The sequence below is a fragment of the Nonomuraea angiospora genome, assembly GCF_014873145.1.
Classification (GTDB): domain Bacteria; phylum Actinomycetota; class Actinomycetes; order Streptosporangiales; family Streptosporangiaceae; genus Nonomuraea; species Nonomuraea angiospora.
Map to the genome: position 1 here is coordinate 7837121 of NZ_JADBEK010000001.1, position 16693 is coordinate 7853813.

At 71.2% G+C, this 16693-nt stretch carries 16 protein-coding genes; 5 read left to right on the forward strand and 11 right to left on the reverse strand.

The annotated features are described in order from the left end of the window. Position 1: 1 nt before the first annotated feature. The 3 genes from H4W80_RS35735 (at position 2) to H4W80_RS35745 (ending at position 2694) form a co-directional block, all read left to right on the forward strand. Entirely contained in the window at positions 2-478 is a 477-nt protein-coding gene (locus H4W80_RS35735) for a GNAT family N-acetyltransferase (RefSeq protein WP_192789095.1), read from the forward strand. 65 nt (positions 479-543) lie between these two features. Further along, the gene (locus H4W80_RS35740; RefSeq protein ID WP_192789096.1) at positions 544-1926 is read left to right on the forward strand and encodes an SUKH-4 family immunity protein; all 1383 of its coding nucleotides are present in this window, start codon (positions 544-546) and stop codon (positions 1924-1926) included. A 42-nt stretch (positions 1927-1968) separates the two neighbouring features. Then, a complete protein-coding gene (locus tag H4W80_RS35745) occupies positions 1969-2694 on the forward strand; it encodes a hypothetical protein (protein ID WP_225963842.1) in 726 nt (241 codons plus the stop codon). Positions 2695-3017: 323 nt separating this feature from the next. Here the strand turns inward: H4W80_RS35745 and H4W80_RS35750 are convergent, their stop codons facing one another. From H4W80_RS35750 to H4W80_RS35775, 6 genes are all read right to left on the reverse strand, one after another. After that, positions 3018-4232 carry an MFS transporter gene (locus H4W80_RS35750; protein WP_192789097.1) on the reverse strand — a complete coding sequence of 405 codons (1215 nt, stop codon included), beginning with the start codon at positions 4230-4232 and terminating at the stop codon, positions 3018-3020. A 9-nt stretch (positions 4233-4241) separates the two neighbouring features. Continuing rightward, the gene (locus tag H4W80_RS35755) at positions 4242-5642 is read right to left on the reverse strand and encodes a DNA-3-methyladenine glycosylase 2 family protein (protein WP_192789098.1); all 1401 of its coding nucleotides are present in this window, start codon (positions 5640-5642) and stop codon (positions 4242-4244) included. A 60-nt stretch (positions 5643-5702) separates the two neighbouring features. Further along, positions 5703-7277: an ABC transporter permease gene (locus H4W80_RS35760; protein ID WP_192789099.1), complete on the reverse strand. Its 1575-nt coding sequence runs from the start codon at positions 7275-7277 to the stop codon at positions 5703-5705. Beyond that, on the reverse strand, positions 7274-8164 hold the full coding sequence (locus tag H4W80_RS35765; protein WP_192789100.1) for an ABC transporter ATP-binding protein: 891 nt from the start codon (positions 8162-8164) through the stop codon (positions 7274-7276). The genes H4W80_RS35760 and H4W80_RS35765 overlap by 4 nt, the downstream gene beginning before the upstream one ends. A gap of 74 nt (positions 8165-8238) precedes the next feature. Next, positions 8239-8694, reverse strand: a complete 456-nt coding sequence (locus H4W80_RS35770) for a GbsR/MarR family transcriptional regulator (protein WP_192789101.1) — start codon at positions 8692-8694, stop codon at positions 8239-8241. A 76-nt stretch (positions 8695-8770) separates the two neighbouring features. Further along, on the reverse strand, positions 8771-9397 hold the full coding sequence (locus H4W80_RS35775) for an FMN-binding negative transcriptional regulator (protein ID WP_192789102.1): 627 nt from the start codon (positions 9395-9397) through the stop codon (positions 8771-8773). Positions 9398-9432: 35 nt separating this feature from the next. Here H4W80_RS35775 and H4W80_RS35780 point away from each other — a divergent pair, with 35 nt between their 5' ends. After that, positions 9433-10761, forward strand: a complete 1329-nt coding sequence (locus H4W80_RS35780; protein WP_192789103.1) for an aminotransferase class I/II-fold pyridoxal phosphate-dependent enzyme — start codon at positions 9433-9435, stop codon at positions 10759-10761. On the opposite strand, the gene H4W80_RS35785 is transcribed toward H4W80_RS35780, so the two are convergent. After that, complete coding sequence (locus H4W80_RS35785) at positions 10758-11423, reverse strand: hypothetical protein (RefSeq protein WP_192789104.1); 666 nt, start codon at positions 11421-11423, stop codon at positions 10758-10760. The genes H4W80_RS35780 and H4W80_RS35785 overlap by 4 nt on opposite strands. 475 nt (positions 11424-11898) lie before the next feature. On the opposite strand from H4W80_RS35785, the gene H4W80_RS35790 reads away from it, so the two are divergent. Then, on the forward strand, positions 11899-12681 hold the full coding sequence (locus tag H4W80_RS35790; RefSeq protein WP_318787220.1) for a M23 family metallopeptidase: 783 nt from the start codon (positions 11899-11901) through the stop codon (positions 12679-12681). A gap of 99 nt (positions 12682-12780) precedes the next feature. On the opposite strand, the gene H4W80_RS35795 is transcribed toward H4W80_RS35790, so the two are convergent. The 4 genes from H4W80_RS35795 to H4W80_RS35810 are packed head-to-tail and all read right to left on the reverse strand — an operon-like array spanning position 12781 to position 16583. After that, a complete protein-coding gene (locus H4W80_RS35795; RefSeq protein WP_192789106.1) occupies positions 12781-13377 on the reverse strand; it encodes a GTP-binding protein in 597 nt (198 codons plus the stop codon). Then, positions 13358-13756 carry a DUF742 domain-containing protein gene (locus H4W80_RS35800; protein ID WP_192789107.1) on the reverse strand — a complete coding sequence of 133 codons (399 nt, stop codon included), beginning with the start codon at positions 13754-13756 and terminating at the stop codon, positions 13358-13360. Before H4W80_RS35800 ends, H4W80_RS35795 begins: the two co-directional genes overlap by 20 nt. After that, entirely contained in the window at positions 13753-14187 is a 435-nt protein-coding gene (locus tag H4W80_RS35805) for a roadblock/LC7 domain-containing protein (RefSeq protein WP_378526851.1), read from the reverse strand. Before H4W80_RS35805 ends, H4W80_RS35800 begins: the two co-directional genes overlap by 4 nt. After that, a complete protein-coding gene (locus H4W80_RS35810) occupies positions 14184-16583 on the reverse strand; it encodes a sensor histidine kinase (RefSeq protein ID WP_318787221.1) in 2400 nt (799 codons plus the stop codon). The genes H4W80_RS35805 and H4W80_RS35810 overlap by 4 nt, the downstream gene beginning before the upstream one ends. Between the last annotated feature and the right edge of the window lie 110 nt (positions 16584-16693).

Genomic DNA, 16693 nt, shown 5'->3' on the forward strand with positions numbered 1-16693 from the left:
GGTGACCAGTCCCATCGAGGCGCCCGCGCTCGTCCTCGTCCCGTTGCGCCCGGAGCACGCCGACGAGATGGCCGCCGTGCTGTCGGACCCGGACCTGCACACGTTCACCGGCGGCGCCCCGCTCACCGCGCCGGAGCTGCGCGCCCGCTACGAGCGGCTGGTCGCGGGGCCGCCCGGCTGGCGCAACTGGGTGATCTGGTCGCGGGAGCAAGAGCGGCTGGTCGGGTACGTGCAGGCCACGATCGACGGCCGGACCGCCGAGATCGCCTGGGTGATCGGCACGCCCTGGCAGGGCCGCGGCCTGGCCACCGCGTCCGCCCGGGCCCTGGTCGACCAGCTCGTACGGGACGGGATCGACACGATCGTCGCGCACATCCACCCCGGCCACGCGGCCTCCGCCGCCGTCGCCACGGCGGCCGGCCTGCGTCCCACCGACCGCTGGCACGAGGGGGAGGTCCGCTGGGAACGTACCGTCTGATCCGCAAAGATCCCCTACCCTTGGGGGAACTTGATCGCAAGGGTCTGACGTCGGGGTGTTGAATCGTGGTCACGCACGAAGAGATGGTCGAGGCTTTCGGTGACGAGGGCCTGCTGCTGATGGACGTCGAACAGTGCCGCGAGAAGGGGCTGTCGGAGGAGGACGTCCGGATCCTGTCCGAGGTCGGGCTGCCGGTGCGCGCGGACCAGGCGTTCACCACCTTCATCGCCGACGAGCCGCGGGTGGGCTCCCTCGTCGTGTTCAGGACGCCGGGCGGGGACCTCAACGTCCTCACGCTCGGCGGCACGTCGGGGGACACGGGCATGCGCTACTTCCTCGACATCCGCAGCGGCGTCGTCGGCCTGCTCTCGATGGACGAGACCCCGCAGGCGGAGAAGGTCAACAGCTCGCTCGCGAACTTCGTCGAGTTCCTCTACCGGCTCAGGCTGCGCCAGCAGGCGTTGAACGGGGAGTCCCAGGAGGCCGGCAAGGAGTACACGGAGAAGCTGTGGCTCTCGCTCAAGGAGCTGGATCCGGACGCCTTCGACGACGCCGAGGCCTGGTGGTCGATGGTGATGGACACCCTGATGAGCCGGAACCTCATCTCCGAGACCCGCGCGTTCCTCGAACAGCGCCGCGCCGAGGTCGCCGACACGCTGTCCAAGCTGATCGAGTTCGAGGAGGCGGTCTCGCCGCGCGGCACGCAGCGCGAGGGTTTCGACCGGGCGCTGAGCCGGTTGGAGCACGAGGGCTGGCAGATCGTCGACGCCGAGCGCTTCGCGTCCGACGTCGGGACCAGCGGCCTGCTCAGCCAGTGCGCCGACCACTTCACCCCGGACGGCGCGCTGGCCGATGACGTGCCGCTGGCGTGGCGGGGCGGGCTGCCCTCCAACATCCAGGCGGCGTTCGCCCGTGAGGGTCTCGTGGTCTCCGTTCCCGGGCAGGCGGGTCAGGACGACGACTACGACGCGCTGCTGGAGATGGACGACGAGGAGCTGGCCAGGCACAGCGACGCCATGATGGAATCGCTCGTCGCCGCGGTCCACGGCTTGAACAAGCCGGAGGAAGGGGTGGTGACCTGCCTGGCCGCCGACCGGTCGTCCGACCTGTGCCGGATCTCGGCGGCCTTCGACCGGCTGGCCGCCCACGGCTACCTCGCCGAGCCCGACCTCTGGCCGACCGCCTCCGGCGCCTGGCAGCAGGTCCACGAGGCGGCCGCCGCCGCCGGGCAGCCGCCCAGGGCCGTCTTCTGGACGACGCAGTCGCACACGGCGAGCTTCGACGCGTACGGCGATCTGGTGGACGAGCTCGTCCTGCAGTGGGCCGGCGATCGGGAGCTGATCGCGCAGGCGCTGGCCGGCACCGGGCTCGAGGTGGAGGTCCCTGAGCACGAGAGCACCGCGTTCCTCCTCCGCCCGGCCTCGAAGGGGCGTTTCGAAGTTTCTTGATGTGAGCCGTCGCGGGTCGCGGGCCTCTGTACCGTGCTGCCGGTGAAGATCCAGAAGATGGGAACGCGGCCGTGGCTGGCCGCCGGCGCGGCGATGATCACTGTGCTCACGGGGGTGGCCGGCCCGGCCCGGGCGGGGGAGAACTACGGGCAGTACTCCCGGTTCGCCGACCGCAGCGCCGGACAGTACTGGTCAGACGGGCAGGCGGCCGGGCAGTGGACCTGGAAGCCCCTGTCGTCCACGACCTCGGAGATCAGCTGGGGCGATCCGAAGAAGTGGCCGCCGGACTACGCGGAGAAGTTCGTGCGCGACGGCGACTGGCTGACGCTGGACGGGTGGCGGGGCAACGGCACGTACTACACCGTCAGGGTGAGCAAGGAGCAGATCGGCGACGCCAAGTGCGGCGACCTGCGTACGTTCGCCACGTCGGGTCCGCAGCACTATGTGAAGTGGGACATCCCCTCGCAGGGCTACTGCCTCAAGGCGTGGGGGACCATCACCGAGAAGTCGTCGGGGAAGGTCATCGACTTCGGCCACACCCAGATCTGGTCGCCGCCCGCGCCCTGCTCGAACCAGTACCTGAGCGGGAAGACCTGCATCAAGCAGTGGGAGTCCTGGTGGGACAACAAGGACGCCCCCGGCAAGCCGATCACCAGGAAACTGGACCGCGACCAGTACATCGCGCGCGGCCTTGGCATGGCGTTCAAGATCCAGCAGTATTTCCCGAAGGACTGGAAGTCGGAGGCACGCTCCTACTGGACCTGGTGATCCATGATCGTCTGATTGAACGGACGATTCGGCGCCGTGAGGGAGCTCGTTCCGCTCTTTCCCGGCGCTCGCTACTTCAATCCCGAGCAGGTCGTGGACACGACCGAGCAGCCGCCCGCCGAGGTGGCCAGGAGCATCGCGAACCGGCTCGGCTGAGGGTGTTCATCCACAGGTGTGTGCCCAGGCCGGTGGACAGCCGGGCCGAGGTGGTCGCGGGCTGTGGTATTGCGACGCCAAGCCCTGATTCTCCAGCGTTCCGGCCCTGCCGGGGCGTCGGGCGCGGGTGCTTCCGCCACCCCTGGTGAGGGCCGGTACGGGCATGGTTATCCACAGGATGACCCGGTTATCCACAGTCGGCGGCCCTCTCGTACGAACAGCAGGGCGAAGGCGGGAAGGGCCGCCAGAGCGCTCATCAGGATCACGGCCCCCGCCAGGTTGCCCGCCACCAGCAGCGGGGTGACCACGGCGGCCCCGACGGGTGGGGTCGCCTGCATCATCGTGCGGAAGACGCTGAAGACCCGGCCGCGCTGGGACGGCGGGATGCGCTCCATGCGCAGCGACTGCGCCCAGACGGTCATGGGGGCGCTGAACATGCCGATGACCAGGAAGCCCGCGGCCACCGGGATCCAGTCGGGCGACCCCAGCGCCGCCAGGAACCCTGCCGCCGCCACCAGCTCCACCACGGCGATCGCGACCAGCCTGTCGATCCGCGGGCGCCAGGCCCCGGCCGCGAACCCGCCCAGGAGCTCACCGGCGGACAGGGCGGCCATGAGGAGCGAGAGGGCGGCGCCGTCCCCCGGAAGCTGCTCCTTGGCCAGCCACGGGGCGACCACCATGGTCATCGCGCCTTCGGCGATGTTGAAGGCCATGAAGGCGAGCGTGGTGCTGACGAGGACCCTGTCGCGGAAGACCGGCACGGGTGCGGACCGGGCCGACGGCTTCGCGTGCGGGCGCAGGGGGCGGCGGATCAGGGCCACGGCCCCGGCGAAGCAGGCGTAGGTGGCGGCGTCCAGGGCCAGGATGTTCGCCGGGCCGAGGGCGCCCAGGAGCGGGGCGGCCAGGCTGAAGCCGATGATGCCGGACAGGGAGTAGCTCACGGATTCGAGCGCGTTGGCGGCGTCGCGTTCTTCCGGGGCGACCAGGTCGGGGATGGCGGCCGGGACCGCCGCCATGGGGACCATTTTCAGCAGGCCGTAGAGGGCGGCGACGAGGAAGGGGAGCCAGGCCGGCACGGTCGCGACCGCCGCCGAGAGGGGGATCGACCCGACGGCGACACCGCGCAGCACGCTGTCGGCGATCAGCGCCGCCCGCTTGTCGAACCGATCGAGCAGCGGCCCCGCCACCAGGCCCCCGACCACGACGGGGGCGGTGTAACAGACGGCCAGGAGGCCCAGCTTCGCCGTTCCGCCGGGCTGGGCCAGGACGAGCCAGGACAGGGCCACGAACGTCATGCTGTCGCCCATCACCGAGACGGACGCGCCGAGCCAGAGGCTGCGGAAGTCGCGCCTGTTCTTGAGGAGGGACAAATAGGTCGACACGAAGGTTCCTCAGGGGGTGTGGGGGTGTGGCGCGCTCAGGTGCTGCATCGCGTACGAGCGCCAGGGCCGCCAGCGGCGCGCGTCCCCGGCCGTCAGCCCGAGGCGGTGCAGCCCCTCCTGCACGGCCGGGTCGGAGGGCAGGAAGACGTCGGGGTCGCCGAAGGCTCGCATGCGGATCCGTGCCAGGGCCTCCGCGTCCAGGCCCGGCAGGGTCAGGAGCTCGCGTTCGACCTGGTCGCGATCGGCTTCGGGGCCGAGGTGGAGGGTCCCGGCGGTCAACGCGCGGGCCAGGGCGGCGACCGAGGCGGGCCCGTCGGAGCTCGCCAGGGCCTCCATACGGGGGAAGGCGTGAGTGACGCCGGCCGCGTGGAACGGCGGATGGGGGAGCAGCGTGCCGTAGGTGCGGACCAGTTGGGTGAGCCGGGATCGGCCGGTGGGGGTCTCCTCGTTCAGGATCGCGCGGATCGCCATCTCGGCCGCGTCCACATGGCCGGGCACGCGCCTGCCGGGAGTCCGCGCCACCACGGCGGCGAGGAGCGGGTCGCGGGTCAGGTGGTCGGCGATGTCGCGGGGGTCGGCGTCCAGGTCCAGGAGGTGGCGGCAGCGCTGTACCGCCGCCGCCAGGTCCTTCAGGTCCTCCAGGTGGAGCTCGCAGGAGACGTACGTGCCCGCGGGGCGGAGCGCGACGAGGCCGAGGCCGTGCGGGAGGGTCAGCGAGCGGCGGTAGCAGTGGGCAGTGGCGTCCTCCAGGCCCGGGATCGCGCGGGTGGCGAGGTAGGAGAACAGGGCCGGCAGGTCCAGGGGCGGGCGGTAGGTGAGGCGTAGCCGCAGCGCGCCGGGTGGGCGGCGGGCGGAGGGCGCGCCCCGCAGGGCGGTGGGCGTCGTGCCGTAGACCTTGCGAACGGTGTCGTTGAACTGGCGGATCGACGAGAAGCCGGCGGCGAACGCTATCTCGCTCGCGGGCAGGTCCGTGGTCTCCAGGAGCGTCCTGGCAGTGGCCGCGCGCTGGGCCCGGGCCAGGGCCTGCGGGCCCGCGCCCAGGTCGGCGGTGAGCTGGCGGTGCAGCTGGCGCTCGCTGTAGCCGAGCCGGGACGCCAGGCCGGCGACTCCTTCGCGATCCACGAGGCCGTCGGCGATGAGCCGCATGGCGCGGCCTGCCACGTCCGCCCGGACGTTCCACTCGGGGGAGCCGGGGGCGGTGTCCGGGCAGCAGCGCTTGCAGGCGCGGAAGCCCGCCTCCAGGGCGGCCGCGGAGGAGGGGTAGAAGCGGACGTTCTCGCGCTTGGGGAGGGCGGCCGGACAGCTCGGGCGGCAGAAGATGCCGGTGGTCACGACGGCGACGAAGAACCGGCCGTCGAACCGGCCGTCGCGGCTTCTGAGCACGGCATACGCGTCTTCGTCGGTGAGCACGCGGACCACTCTTCCGGCTCCACGGCCGCACCCACTAGTGGAAATCGGACATCAAGCGGCTCAGCCCAGGTCGCGGTCGTGCAGGCGGATCAGGGCGGTGGTGACGAGCAGCGCGGTCAGGGCGAGGATCACCGTCGCAGGCACCGCGGTGAACGGCTCGCCCGACACCGTGTTGGGCGTGTAGTGGAAGGGCTCCACGCGGCTCCAGCCCCACAGCCCGATCAGCGGCCCGGCCAGGTCGCCCACCACGGTCACCGCGCCCCAGACCGTCCACGAGAAGGCGACCGACACCCGCGGCAGCACCCCCACGGCGAAGGCGGCGAACGCTCCGACGAGCCAGGCGGCCGGTACGTGTTCGAGCGCCGCCGCCAGGACCCGGCCCACCGCCGGGTCCCCCATGACCAGCGAATAGATCAGCCCCGTGACGAACCCGCCGAGGGCCAGCAGCGCCAGCGTGCCGAGCGCGGCCACGGTCAGGTGCGCCGCCGCCCAGCGCAGCCGGCTCACCGCGGTGGCCAGCAGGGCCTCGGCGTGGCCGGAGGACTCCTCGTGGTGCAGCCGGAGCGTGGCGAGCACCGGGTAGAGCGCGACCGTGTACGCCAGCAGGAGCACGATGATCCACAGGTACGCGTCCACCGGATCCCCCGACGGACCCCCGTACCGCCGCAGGAAGGCGTCGAGGACCCGGCCGGGCTGCTCCGCGAGGCGGGGCGCGACGCCGCTGAGGCCGGCGAAGAGCGCGGCGGCGGCCGTCACGCCCACCGCCCACTTGGCCAGCAGGCCGCGCTGGAGGCGCCAGGCCAGGCTGAACGGCCCCCTCAGGTACGGGCCCGCGGCCGGCCCAGGGCGTACGGGGAGCAGGCCCGCGTCCAGGTCGCGGCGGGCGGACAGCGTGTACGCGAGCGCCAGCAGGACCCCCGTCGCCACCAGCGACACGATCAGCGGCCACCACCGGTCGGCCGAGTAGGCCCGCACCAGGTGGCTCCAGCCGAGCGGCGAGATCCACGTCAGCCAGGTCGCGCCCGAGGCGTCGCCGAGGTAGCGCAGCACGTAGGAGACGCCGAGCGCGAGCAGCCCGAGCGTGGTGGCGGTGCGCGCGGTCTGCGCGAGCTGGGAGGTGACCGCGCCGATCGCGGCGAAGACCCACCCCGCCGCCGTGATCGCGGCCCCGTACGCGAGCGACCCGGCCGCCTCCATGCCGATCGAGACGAGGACGCCCGAGGTGAGCGCTCCGGCGACCAGCGCGGCGACGGCCGCGGTGACGAGGGCCGCGGTGAGCGGCGCGGCCCTGCCGATCACGCCGGACAACATCAGCTCCTGCCGCCCGGCCTCCTCCTCCGCCCTGGTGTGCCTGATCACGATGGTCAGGGCCATCCAGGCGGTGAGCAGGAAGAGCAGGCCGCCGCTCCGCCAGGCCGCCATCGCGCCGACCGAGGGTTCGGCGACGGGGCCGCCGAGGCCGAGGAAGATCGGGTTGCCCGAGATCACCCGGGCGTACGCGCGCAGCGCCTCCTGGGTGGTGAAGTAGCCGTCGATGTAGGAGACCAGGCCCGCGCCGAGCATGACGATGACCAGGATCCAGACGGCCGAGCGGAGGCGTTCGCGGCGGGCGGCCAGCCCGAGCAGCACGGTCATCGCGCGGCCTCCTGGTAGTGGCGCAGGAACAGGTCCTCCAGGCTCGGCGGGCTGCAGGTCAGGCCGCGTACGCCGATCGCGGACAGCCGGGCGAGCAGGCCGTCGAGCGCCTCGGAGTCGGCCCGGCAGGTGAGGCGGCCGTTCTCGACCAGCACGTCGTGTACGCCGGGCAGATCACCCAACGAGCCGGGGGAGCCCGCCAGGTCGGCGGTGATCGAGGTACGGGTGAGGTGGCGCAGCTCGGCAAGGCTGCCCGACTCCACGGCCCGGCCCGCGCGGACGATGGTGACCCGGTCGCACAGGGCCTCGACCTCGGACAGGAGGTGGCTGGACAGCAGCACGGTGCGGCCCGCCCGCTGCTCCTCGATCACGCTGGTGCGGAAGGCCTCCTCCATCAGCGGGTCGAGGCCCGAGGTCGGCTCGTCCAGGATCAGCAGCTCCGCGCGGGAGGAGAAGGCGGCGACCAGCGCCACCTTCTGGCGGTTGCCCTTGGAGTAGGCGCGGGTCCTCTTGCGCGGGTCCAGCTCGAACCTGTCCATCAGCTCGGCGCGGCGCCGCTGGTCGAGCCCGCCCCTCGCCCGGCCGAGCAGGTCGATCACCTCGCCTCCGGTGAGCGCGGGCCACAGGGTCACCTCGCCCGGCACGTACGCCAGGCGCCGGTGCAGCTCGGTGGCCTGCCGCCACGGGTCGCCGCCGAGCAGCCTGACCGTGCCGGAGGTGGCCCTGATGAGGCCGAGGAGGATGCGGATGGTCGTGGACTTTCCCGCGCCGTTCGGGCCGAGGAAGCCGTGCACCTCGCCGGCGCGTACGGACAGGTCGAGCCCGTCGAGCGCGCGGGTCGCGCCGTACGACTTCGTCAGCGCGGTGACCGAGATCAAGTCGTCCATGGGGATTTCCTTGTGAGAAGGCATGGCGGGACGGCGGCGTGGCCGCAGAGAGCCCGCCGCGTCCGCTCTGGGTTTCAGCCGGAGGCCTGGTCGAGCACCTTGGCAAGCCCGGCGATGGCGGTCCTGGCCGACTCGATGCGCCTGGTCTGCGCCTCGTCGGTCCAGCCGAGCCGCAGGCCCTCCGCGGCCAGCTCGTCGAACGCGGTGAACGCGGCGAGCTTCTGCCGGATGACCTTGGACCAGGCGTCGTCCTCGATCTGGTAGTAGACGTTCCGCTCCCCTGGCTTGCGGAACCTGCGGATGAGTTTGATGGACGTCAGGAGGTGCATGTTCGTCGTGAGCGAGGCGCGGCTCGCGCCGATGGCGTCGGCGATCTCGCCCGCGGTCTGCGCCGGCGGGTCGCACGCCATGAGCCAGCCCAGGACGCGGCCGGTGATCGGGGCGAGTCCCCATTCAGCGGAGACGAAAGCGGCCACCCGCTCGACCCATTCGAGCACCTGCTCGCGGTCAGGGCCGTCCTGCGTACTCATGCGGTCATCCTAACGTTCAGCTTTCCAGCCAGTAATTTCAGACTAGACTGAAACAACTGGCATTGGCAAGCAGAGTTCAGCGTCCGAGAGACAGTCGCCTGAGCTGCTGCGCCCGCGCGCCCGCGTCGCCCGGCAGGTCCCGCTCGGCGAGCCCGTCCGCGATCCGCTCGCGGAACTCGACCGCCCGGTGGTCGTCGTACTTGAACTTGGCCCGCACGTCCACCACCTCCAGCCGCAGCCCCCGGATCGCCGAGAGCATCTTCCGGTACGGCCCCGCGTCCGCGGCCACCTCGCCGTGCCCGCCCTCGGGCTCGTGGTGGGCCAGCTGGCGGCGCAGGATCTCGGCCTTGCCCTCCTTGTCGTCCACGATCCGGGCCCGGCAGGTGAGCTGCACGGAGGCGTAATAGCTGGTCGGCACGCCGGTCTCCGGGGTGCCGGAACGCCAGCCCGACGGGATGTAGGCGTAGTCGTCGTGCACGGTCACCACCACGGCCGGGTTGGCCTCCAGCGCGGGCCAGATCGGGTTCGGCCTGGCCAGGTGGAGCACGACCGCACTTCGGCCGTCGAACAGGAAATGCGTCGGCACCACGACCGGCGGCCCGCCGTCCACGCCGTTCGCGGCGAGCTGGCCGAAGTCGCGCGTACGCAGCCAGGCCCGCCATTCGTCGCCGTCGTGGGCCGCGTCCCAAGGATGAATGAGCACCCCATACCTCTTTGTATTAGTACATAATAGATTTTGTGTCAGAAAAGTACCTGATCGTGGGTGGAACGGCCAGCGAGCTTGCGGCCGGGGTCGAGGCCGCCGTGTCGGAGGGACGGCTGTCACCAGGCGCGATGCTCCCGCCGGTGCGCGAGCTGGCCTCGCGGGCCGGGGTCAGCCCCAACACGGCGGCGGCCGCGTACCGGCTGCTGCGCGAGCGCGGCGTCATCGAGACCGCCGGTCGGCGCGGCACGCGGGTCAGGCCGCGCCCGGCCAGCACGTTCCGGGAGGAGATTCGCATCGAGGTGCCTCCCGGCGCGCGCGACCTGTCCACGGGCAACCCCGACCCGGCCCTGCTGCCACCTCTGGGGGACGCCCTCGCCGCCGCGGCCCGCGCGCACGAGGAGCGGCCCGCCATGTACGGGACGGGCGACGACGAGGAGCTGATCGCCCTGGCCGTCGAGCGCCTGCGCGCGGACGGCGTACCGGCCGGCCCGCTGGCGATCACCTCGGGCACCCTCGACGCGGTCGAACGGGTGCTGGCCGCCCAGCTGCGCCCCGGCGACGCGGTGGCCGTGGAGGATCCGAGCTGGACGGCCCTGCTCGACCTGGTCGGCGTCATGGGGCTGCGTCCCGTGCCGATGCGGGTGGACGACGAAGGCCCCCTGCCCGACGAACTCGCCCGCGCCCTGCGGACCGGGGTCCGAGCCGTCGTGATCACGGCCCGCGCCCAGAACCCGTTCGGCGCCGCCGTCTCCGCCGAACGGGCCGGGGCCCTGCGCGAGGTGCTGGGGGCGTACCCGGGGGTGCTGCTCATCGAGGACGACCACGGGTCCGGCTTCGTGGACCTTCCCCTGCACCCGCTGGCGGGCGTCACGCAGCGCTGGGTGCTCACGCGTTCGACGGCCAAGGCGTTCGGCCCCGATCTACGCGTCGCCCTGACCACCGGCGACCCGGTCACGCTCGGCCGGCTGCGCGGCCGCCAGCGCCTGGCCGCGGGCTGGGTCAGTCACCTGCTGCAACGCGCCGTCGCGCACCTCTGGCGTACGGGCGCGGTGGACACCGCCGCGGTGGCGGCCTCGTACGCGCGGCGCAGGGACGGCCTGGTGACGGCGCTGGCCGGGCGCGGCATCCCGGCGCACGGGCGGTGCGGGCTCAACGTGTGGGTCCCCGTCCCGGACGAGGCCGCCGCGATCACCCGCCTGCTCGCCCGCGGCTGGGCCGCCGCGCCCGGCGCCCGCAACCGCGTCGCCACGCCGCCCGCGATCCGCCTCACCGTCTCGACCCTTGCCACCGACGAGGTGGACCGGCTCGCGGACGACATCACCGCCGCCCTCCGCCCGGCCTCGAACGGCCGGTACGGCTAGGTCCAGGACGGATATCGCGCTTCCGCGAGGTCCTCGGCGAGGTCCTCCAGCGTGAGGTCGGCGTTCAACGTGGTGACGACCGCCTGCGTCAGGGGGCGAAAGGCATGGACGTGCCGTATCGCGTCGAGGTCCACTGGCATTTCGTAGTAGTCCTCGGCGAACCGCTGGAACGCCTCCGGCGTCGGATCCACGAGCAGCGCGAACAGGTGGGCCGACCCGTCGGGGTCGTGCGCGCCGTCCGGATAGTCGATCTCGCCCACTCGCCAGGCGTCGTCGCCGGCCTCCCGCCAGAGACAGGCGGTCACGACGGGCATGCCGTCCTTGTCGCGGAACGCGGGCTCCTCCACACATCGGCGGAAGACATCAGGCACCGAGTCGAGCACTCCCGGCCACGGCCCGTCGTTCCCGTAGGGGCTCATCGCCGCCTCGTGGTCGAAACCGCGCACGTAAGCGCCGCCCGCCATGAAGACGATGGAGTATTCGTCTCCGGAACCGTTCCGCATGGACGCCATCTCCTCTCCTGGGGCCCAACCGGCGTCGAAGGAGTGGCGGCGGCTCGCCCAGTCTGGGCTCAGAATGGCCTCCAGCACGGCCACGGACCGGCAGAAGTCACGGAGCACGGGGACCTCGGGGAGAACGCGAGCGATGTCATGCGCAGTCATGCGCCTCATCCAACCGGGGTGCCGGCCGGTCATCGCACGCGGGGCTCGCGAAGGAGGGGCCAACGCCCCAGGGTCTTTAAATAGGAGATGACCAAATTTATAATTTTGGGCATACATAAAGGAGGCTCACCTTTGCGGTTTCATAAGTACTTGACGGCGAGTTGAAGAGCCGCAAAATTTCACCTCCATAGAGATTGATGAAGAGAACTTTCAAGGATATCTTCATGATCGACCCGCCCTCCCCCACGGGCGGTGAGGTGTCGAAATGCTGACATGTCGCTAATCGACGCCGTTGGAACCGGGTGCCCAACCATATCCCCCCAGCACGCACCTGTTCAGAGAGGTGAGCATGCCCACAATCGGCAGGCCGACCTGGCCCAAGGCCCTCAGACCCGCGATCACTGTCCTGTTGGTCACTGTCGCGGCGGCGCTGATTCCCCAGGCCGCCTCAGCGCAGGACGCCAGTGTCCTGGCTGTGTCTCACAAGAGCCCGTTCAACTGCGGTAAGACCTTCTACGCCAACAACTGGATCGGGACCCCCGCCCACAACCCGTCGGGTTCCATCGACTGGCAGGACTACGGGGGCGACGACATCAACGGCGAGACCGTGCGTGCCACCGCGGCGGGCACCGCGACGTTCAACGACGCGGGAAGCACCAGCTACGGCAAGTGGATAGAGATCCGGCACAGTGACGGCACCAGGACCCGCTACGCCCACCTGGCGACCATGGTGAGGTCGGCCGGCAGCACGTTGAGCGTCAGCCAGGGCACCGTGATCGGGACCGTCGGCTCGACGGGCGGCTCGAACGCGCCGCACCTGCACTACGAGCAGCGCACCTCCACCGGCGCGATGGACACCAGCCCGACCGTGGACGGCGTGACGGTGTCCCTGGGCCAGAAGAAGGCCATCACCAGCAGCAACGGCTGCGGCAGCAGCAACCCCTACACCCCCGAGGAGGTCTGCGGCAGCGGTTACTCGGTCATCGACTCGGCCGCTCTCACGGGTGGCCGCACGTACCTGCTCTACAACTCGGGTAACGGCTACAACTGCGTCGTGACGCTGAAGTCGACGAACCTCGGCTCTGCGACGGCGGTGTCGGCCTTGCTGGAGCCGCAGGGCGAGAGCAGGACGACCGACTCGGGCAGCTACGACTACTACGCGGGTCCCGTCAGGCGCGACGCGGCCGGGCAATGCGTCAAGTGGGGCGGCTCGGTCGGCAGCAGCTCCTACACCAGTGGCTTCGAACACTGCGACTGAAAGTGTGACGTCAATGGCCACTCTCCGGTCGCGGGGGGTGGCCATTGCGCCGCCGCCGCATCGACCGCCGCCCGGCACCGGTCCCGAGTTGGCGGGGCGTCAGGCCACGGGGTGCGGTGCGGTGCGGGACCGGTCGGCCAGTAGGTGGTCGATGAGCGCGAGCAGCACGTCGCGGGCCGCCGCCCGGTCGCGGGCGTCGCAGAGCACCAGCGGCACCTGCGGGTCGAGATCGAGCGCCTTGCGGATCTCCTCCTGCGTCCGGTCCTTGACGCCGTGGAAGCAGTTGACGCCGACGACGAAGGGGATGCCGCGGCTCTCGAAGAAGTCGATCGACGCGAAGCTCACGTCCAGCCGCCGGGTGTCGACCAGGACGACCGCGCCCATGGCCCCGTGGACCAGGTCGTTCCACATGAACCAGAAGCGTTCCTGCCCGGGGGTGCCGAACAGGTAGAGCACCAGGTCACGGTTGATGGTGATGCGCCCGAAGTCCAGCGCGACGGTGGTGGTGGACTTGCCGCTCACGCCGTCCAGATCGTCGACGCCGACGCTGGCGTGGGTGAGGTACTCCTCCGTACGCAGGGGGGCGACCTCGCTCACCGCGCCGACCATGGTCGTCTTCCCGACGCCGAACCCACCGGCGATAAGGATCTTCACTGCCAGGGGAGCGTCGTCCTGGTCAGAGCTTGCGTAGGCCATCCCGCACCGCCTCAAGAATTGTCACATCAGGAGCACCGCCCGCCTGGGCGAAGGCCAGCGGTGGCCGGGCCCGCATCTGACCGTTCTCGATCAGATCGCCAATGAGGATCTTGGTCACTGACACCGGGAGGTTCAGCGCTGAGGCGACTTCGGCCACCGCCAGCGGCCGCTCGCACAAGGTCAAGATGGTGCGGTGCTCCGGCTGCATGCGCCTCAGCCCGCGTCCGGTCTGCGAAGAGCCGCCGGAGATCGAGGTCACCAGCGTGATCAGTGTGAGGTCGTCCCGCTCGGGGGCGGTCCGTCCGCCGGTGATCGTATAGGGGCGGACAAGGGGCTCGTCGGCGTCATCGTCGTCGAACCCCTCAGTCCAGTGCTTCATCCGCGTCTCCCCGCGTCATCGGCCTGCGGGGTACGCGCGTCGGTGCCCAGCTTCTGGCCGACCTGCTGGACCAGGGTGTGCATCGCGACGCTCATCAGCTCGGCGTCCACCTCCTGGGAGGCGACCACGGCCAGATGGGTGCCGCGGCCGGCGATCGTGATGAACAGCCACAGCTCGGCCATCTCGATGATGACCTGTTGGACCGGTCCGCCGCTGAAGAGCTGCCCCACGCCGCGCGCCAGGCTCTGCTGGCCGGTGGCGATCGCGGCGAGGCGCTCGGCGTCCGAGCGCTCGATGGACCGGGACCGGCTGATCACCAGGCCGTCGTCGGACAGCACGATGGCGTGCCGGGTGCCCGCGACCTGATCGACCAGGCCGTCCAGGAGCCAGTCCAGGTCTGCGTTGGTGGCGGTGGTTCGCTGCGTCATCATCGATCTTCCGTCGTAGGTGAACCGGGCTCGGGGGATCCGTCCGGCCGGGGCTGGAAGGCGTCATCACCGGTCCGGCGCCTGCGAGACTGCCTCTGGAACGCGCCGATTGTCGCACTGGATCGGCTGGGCTGCTCGCGTGGGGCCCAGGCCTCCTGTTCGGTCTGTTCATCCCTGTTCGCCGGGACCTTGAGCTCGGTGACCAGGCTGGCCTGGCGCACCCGCTGGGGCAGCGGCCGGCGGGCGGACGGCGGCAGGGCGTCGTCCGGGATCCCGTCGGGCGCTGTCACGTACGCCATCGCGCGCCCCCTGGTGCGGGTCGGCAACTGCCCGTCCTCGCGGGGAGCCGCCGGCTCCTTCTGCGGCTGAGGCTCTGGCCGGGTCACCTCCGGCGCCGGAGCGGCCTCCTCGGGCACCACCTGCGGACGGTCCACCACCAGCGCTTCGGGGAGCAGCACGATGACCCGGGTGCCGCCGAAGGCCGACGACCGCAGCTCCACCTGCAGGCCCAGGCTCGCGGCGAGCCGGGCGACCACGTACAGGCCGAGCCGGACGTCGTCGGCGTGGGTCATCACGTCGAGCCGTGGCGGCGACTTCATCAGGGCGTTGGCGGCGGCGTACTGCTCGGCCTCCATGCCCAGGCCGCGGTCCTCGATCTCCACGGCGACGCCCCGGCTGACCGGTGCGGCCCGCACCTCGACGGGGGTCATCGGCTTGGAGAAGGTGGTGGCGTTCTCCATGAGCTCCGCCAGGACGTGGACGAGCGGTCCCACCGCGCGCTCGTTCACCCAGGTCTCGCCCTCGACGTCGATCGAGATCCGCCGGTAGTCCTGGACCTCGCCCTGCGCGGAGCGCAGCACGTCGAGCAGGTGTACCGGTTTGCGCCAGCGGCGCTGCGGCTGCCCGCCGCCGAGGATCACCAGGTTCTCCTCGTAGCGGCGCAGGCGGGCGGTGAGGTGGTCCAGGTCGAACAGGCCCTCCAGCACCTCGGGGTCCTCGTGCTTGCGTTCCAGCTCGTCGAGCTTCTTCAGCTGCAGGCCGATGAGGATCTGGGTACGGCGGGCGATGCGCTGGAGCATGCGCTGGAAGCCGCGGTGCTGTTCGGCCTGCCGCACGGCGGTGAAGACCGCGCTGCGGCGGGCCAGGTTGAGGGCCTGCCCCAGCTCGCCGAGCTCGTCGGGGGTGGGCTCGAGCATGTGCACTTCGGCGTCCACGTCGACGTCCTCGCCGCGCTCCAGCCGGGCGACCACCTTGGGCAGCCGCTCCTGGAGCTCATGGGCGTCCTCGCGCAGGTGGAGGATGCGCCGGCGAAGGATGGAGGTGAGGCGCCAGCTCGTGAAGATGACCAGGCCCAGGGCGAGCAGGCCGACGCTGGTGACGCTGATGAAGATCACGAAGAGCATGCCGGCGTGGTCGTAGCCGATCTTGCTGACGTCGGCGAGCCGGAGCCGCAGGAGCTGCGTCACCTGCTCGGTGACCGCGTCCGCCGAGGAGCGCCACGCGGCGCTGTCCTCCCGCAGCGTCACCTGGTTGCCGCCCGCCGGAGTCAACCGCTCTTCCAGGGCGGTCATGGTCTGCCACGCCTTGCCGGTCATCAGCGTCTCGTACCGCTTCTCGTCGCCGATGAGGCTGGGGATCACCTGCGACCTCAGGAGGTGCTTCCTGGTGCCGGCGGCGTCCATGACGAGGCCGTACTCGTCCCTCGTCAGGCGCCCCGACTTCCAGCCGCGGGCCAGGACGGCGTCCTCGCGGCCGATCACGTTGACGACCCAGAAGAGGTCGACCAGGGTCTGCGCGCTGCTGTTCACCTCGCCCTCGTCGGTGTGGCTGAGGACGGTCAGCACGCGCAGGTCCGACTCGATGACTCCGCTGTAGTAGTCGAACGCCTTCTGCGGGCTGGCCCAACCGGCGTCCACCGCCCGGCGCTGCTCGTCGAGGAGGTTGAGGCTGCGGTCGGTACGGGCGATGGCGTCGGCGAGCCCCTCCGGCCCCTTGCCGGTGTCCAGGGCCGTCAGGGGGCGGAAGGCGCTCACGGCCTGGTCGGTCACCGCGCGCTGCTTGGCGAGCTTGGCCGGGGCGGCGCCACCGGGGTCGGCCTGCGTCTCCGCGGTGAGCCGCCGCTCCTTGTCGAGGCTGAAGAACAGGTCGGACGCGGGTACGCCGACGGTCTTGGTGGCCAGGTCCATCTGGGCCTTCTCGGCCCGCCACTGGGAGGACAGCTGGAACATGCCCGAGGCCAGCAGCGGGGTGAAGGTCAGGCTCGGCACGAACACGATGATGAGCAGCACCGTACGCAGGGGCAGCCGGCGAACACCGGCCAGCCGCCGCGGCTGGGACGACGCGCTCCCGTCGCCCACGGTCTCCGTCCGCCGTCGCCCGACCCTGCCCCATCCAGCCACGTGCAGGACACTCTCCTCACCAATCGGTGACAATCACCCAACTAGGCGATAGGTGCCTGATAGTAGCCATCTGGCAGTTGAGTCGAAAGCCCCGCTTCGCCGGGCTTCGT